The organism is Micromonospora echinofusca, assembly GCF_017614955.1.
Classification (GTDB): domain Bacteria; phylum Actinomycetota; class Actinomycetes; order Mycobacteriales; family Micromonosporaceae; genus Micromonospora; species Micromonospora echinofusca_A.
The window spans coordinates 1-3689 of record NZ_WVUH01000511.1 but is presented as its reverse complement, the minus strand read 5'-3'; the positions used below and the strand labels follow the sequence as shown (position 1 = coordinate 3689).

3 protein-coding genes and 1 pseudogene are annotated in these 3689 nt (G+C 75.1%); 3 read left to right on the top strand and 1 reads right to left on the bottom strand.

Annotated features, from left to right (window positions below; genetic code table 11):
* Positions 1-506: pseudogene (locus tag GSF22_RS31910) on the top strand (glycosyl hydrolase); the annotation flags it as partial.
* A 99-nt stretch (positions 507-605) separates the two neighbouring features.
* On the opposite strand, the gene GSF22_RS31905 reads toward GSF22_RS31910, so the two are convergent.
* On the bottom strand, positions 606-1391 hold the full coding sequence (locus GSF22_RS31905; protein WP_208817626.1) for a GNAT family N-acetyltransferase: 786 nt from the start codon (positions 1389-1391) through the stop codon (positions 606-608).
* Positions 1392-1510: 119 nt separating this feature from the next.
* On the opposite strand from GSF22_RS31905, the gene GSF22_RS31900 reads away from it, so the two are divergent.
* Both GSF22_RS31900 and GSF22_RS31895 read left to right on the top strand, forming a co-directional pair.
* Complete coding sequence (locus GSF22_RS31900) at positions 1511-2332, top strand: carbon-nitrogen family hydrolase (protein WP_208817625.1); 822 nt, start codon at positions 1511-1513, stop codon at positions 2330-2332.
* Positions 2333-2356: 24 nt separating this feature from the next.
* Positions 2357-3689 (top strand): helix-turn-helix domain-containing protein (locus GSF22_RS31895; protein WP_208817624.1); only part of this gene is annotated, 1333 nt, incomplete at its 3' end.

The window sequence follows — 3689 nt, the reverse complement described above, 5'->3', positions numbered from 1 at the left end:
CCGCCAGCCCCAGCGTGACCCCCACCGGCGGTCCGTTCTCCGGCACCATGTACCCGCAGGGCACCAGCGTCCTGTCGGGTCAGGAGGGTACCGCCGCGACCGCGCAGATCAGCGCGGCCAACGGCACCTGGGTCGGCTCGCCCCGTAACCCGCTGGTCTACACCGCCACCGGGGTCACCGCGACCTACTCCGGTGGGCAGACCAGCTTCGACCTGTACCTCGACGCGGGTGGCAACGTCGGCAACGGCACCCAGCTGCGGGTGTCGTACGACCTCACCGGCGACGGGACCTTCGACCGGGTGGAGACGTACAACTACTTCGCCACCGACCCGGTCAACGGCTGGGAGCACTACACCCAGGCCCGGGGCCTGTACTCCGGGGTCGGCACCCTGGGCAACCTGGTCGGTGGCACGGTGAAGGTCGAGATCTGGAACGCGATCGGCGGTACCAGCACCAACCTCGGTACCGGCAACCAGTCCCGGATCGTCCTGCCGTACACCGGCTAGGCAATCGGGTCCGTACCACCACCACCACGGCGCCCCGGCCGCCGGTACCGTTCCGCACCGCGGAGCGACCGGCGACCGGGGCGCCACCCGTGGCCGGGGTCAGCCCACCGGCTCCGCGCGGGGCGGCAGCAGCACCGACAGCACCCGGGCGGACGGCCGGAACCCGGCCCGGTCGTACAGCCGGCGGGCCGGGTTGCCGTCGGCCACCGACAGGCCGAGGGTCGGCAACCCGGCGTCCCGGGTACCGTGCAGGGCGTGGGTGAGCAGGGCCCGGCCGAGTCCCCGCCCCTGGGCCTGCGGCGCCACCGCGATGTTGAGGATCCAGGCGCCACCGTCCTCGACCCAGGGCACCGGCCCGGCGCACAGGACGTGGCCGTAGCTGCGCCCGTCGTCGCCGGTGAGCACGGCCGAGGCGGACCCCAGCGGCGGGAGGGGATCCGTACCGTCGACCATGGCCCGGACCTGCCGGGTGTCCTCGGGTGTCCACCCGCCGTCGGGGTGGCCCGGACCGTACGCCGCCGTGAGCGCGGCGGCCAGGTCGTCGTCCCAACCGGCGGCCGTCAGGGACCAGCCGGCGGGCAGCGGCAGCACCTCGGGCAGGTCGACGAGGTCGTGGCGCAGCTCGGTGGCCGCCCGCCGCAGCGTCAGTCCGCCCGCCACCAGGGCGTCGGTGACCGCGTCCACCGGTGTCTCGAGGCGCTGCCCGGCCAGGTCGTGCCGGGCCCGGGCGGCGACGTCGACCGGGTCCGCGCCGGGCAGGGGCCGCAGTTCGGCCGCGACCGGCCGACCGTCGTCGTCGCGGGGACGGAAGCGGGCGAGCGGAGTGCCGTCGACGGCGGACAGCAGTGACCAGCCGGGTCGTCCGGCGTCCGGGGTTACGGGCATCCGGGCACGGTATCCGCCGGGGCGGGCCGGCTCCACCGAGTATGCGGGTGGTGGCTGGCGTGGCAGTCGGCGGATGGATCATCATGGATCACGGTGACGTCCGACTCCCGGGAGCTGCGGTGCGGGTTTCGTTGGTACAGGTGGAGAGCCCGGCCGGGGAACCGGTCGCGGCCCGACGTGAGCGGGTCGGTCAACTGGTGGCCGAGGCGCGGGGTGCTGACCTGGTGGTGCTGCCCGAGCTGTGGGCACCCGGGTACTTCGCCTTCGACCGCTATCCGGAGCGGGCGGAACCGCTGGACGGCGACACCGTGCAGGCGGGCCGAGAATGGGCCCGGGACCTCGGGTGCCTGCTGCACCTCGGCAGTGTCCTGGAGCGCGACACCGACGGCCGGTTGTACAACACGGCCCTGCTCATCGACGCGACCGGCGCGATCGTGCACCGCTACCGGAAGATCCACGTCTTCGGTTACCGCTCCCGGGAGGCGGAACTGGTCACCCCGGGGCAGGGGGTCACGGTGACCCGTACCGCGCTCGGCCCCACCGCCGCCACCACCTGCTACGACCTGCGCTTCCCCGAGCTGTGGCGGGCCCTGGTGGACGCCGGGGCGGAGACGGTCGTGGTACCGGCCGCGTGGCCGGCGGCGCGACGCCACCACTGGCGGCTGTTCACCTCCTGCCGGGCGGTGGAGGAGCAGATCGTCCTGGTCGCCTGCAACGCGGTCGGTACCCAGTCCGGGACGGTGCTGGGCGGGTACAGCCGGGTGGTCGACCCGTGGGGCGAGGTGCTGGTGGAGGCCGACGACCGGGAGGGGATCACCTCCTGCGAGGTGGACCTCGACGTGGTCGCCCGGGCCCGGACGGAGTTCCCGGTGCTGCGGGACCGTCGGCTGGCCCTGCCGGCCGGGGATCAGCGCCCCGACACGTCCCGGTCCACCCACTAGGCTGATCCGGTCGGGAGGAGCAGGATGGCGGAGGCGACCGCGACGGACGTCGCCGGGTCCGACGTGGGTGGTTCCGCCGGTGCCGACCCGCCCGGGGAGAGTCTCGGCGAACGCATCCGCCGGCTGCGGGTGGACCGGGGGCTGACCCAGCAGCAGATCGCCGAGCCCCGCTACACCCGGGCCTACCTGGGGGCGGTCGAGTCCGGTACCCGTACCCCGAGCGCCCCGGCGTTGGCCTACATCGCCGACCGGCTCGGGATACCCGTCGACGACCTGCGGTTCGGGCGGCCCGCCGGGGCGGCGGCGGACCTCACCGCCGAACTGGCGGCGGCCCGCCGGGCACTCTCCGCCGGGGGACTGGACGCCGCCGAGCGCGCCCTGGCCGACATCCGCCGCCGGGCCGACCAGTACCACCTGGCGGAGGTGAGCGGCTGGGCGCGGTACTACACCGCCGAGGTGCACCTGCACCGGGGTGCGGCGTCGGCCGCCGCGCAGGGCTACGACCGGTTGGCCGCCGGGCTGCCCGACGGCGCACCGGCGCTGCATGCGGCGGTGCGGGCCCGACAGTCGTACTGCCAGCTGGTCGACGGGAACGCGCCGCGCGCGGTGGCGATCCTCTCCGACGCGCTGCGGGCCCTGCGGGCGGTCCCGCCGGTGAACCCGGACGCCGAACTCCGCCTGACCAACGCGTTGATGTACACCTTCCTGGAGCTGAGCTGGCGCTACCAGGCGCGCCGGTTGGAGCGCGAGGCGATCGCGTTGCTGCCCCGGGTCACCCACGGGGAGTGGGTGGCCCAGTTCTACGCGATCGCCGGGCAGTTGCGCCGCGACGGTGAACTCGACGAGGTGGAGCGCTACCTGACCGAGGCGGGCCGCCGGTACGCCGAACTCGGACTGACCCGGGAGATCGCCCTGTGTCACTGGGCGCGCGGCTACGTGCTGCGGCGGGCCGGGCGTCCCGGCGAGGCGGCGGCGGAGTTGCAGCGGGCCCGGGAGATCCTCCGGACCGTCGGGGCGGTGCTCGACCACGCCGGGGCGACCCTGGAGCTGGCGGAGGCCCGCCGCCGGGAGGGTGCCCTGGACGAGGCCGGCCAGCTGGCCGAGGAGGCCGCCGTCACGGCCGCCCAGTGCCGGCACCGGGAGGCGATGGCCGAGGCGGACCGGGTGCTCGGGCTGGTCCGCGCCGCGAAGGGCGACCGCGACGACGCGGTCCGGCTGCTGTCCCGGGCGGCCGAACGGTACGAGCAGGCCGGACTGATGGGGGATGTGGTGGTCACCTGTCGCCATCTCGGTGATCTGCTGCGGGAGCAGGGCCGGGGCGGGGAGGCTGCGGCGGTGCTGCGGCGCGGTCTGCGGG

Coding starts and splice junctions, on each gene's coding strand:
- GSF22_RS31905 (WP_208817626.1), bottom strand. CDS start 1,391: ATGCCCGTAACCCCGGACGCCGGACGACCCGGCTGGTCACTGCTGTCC.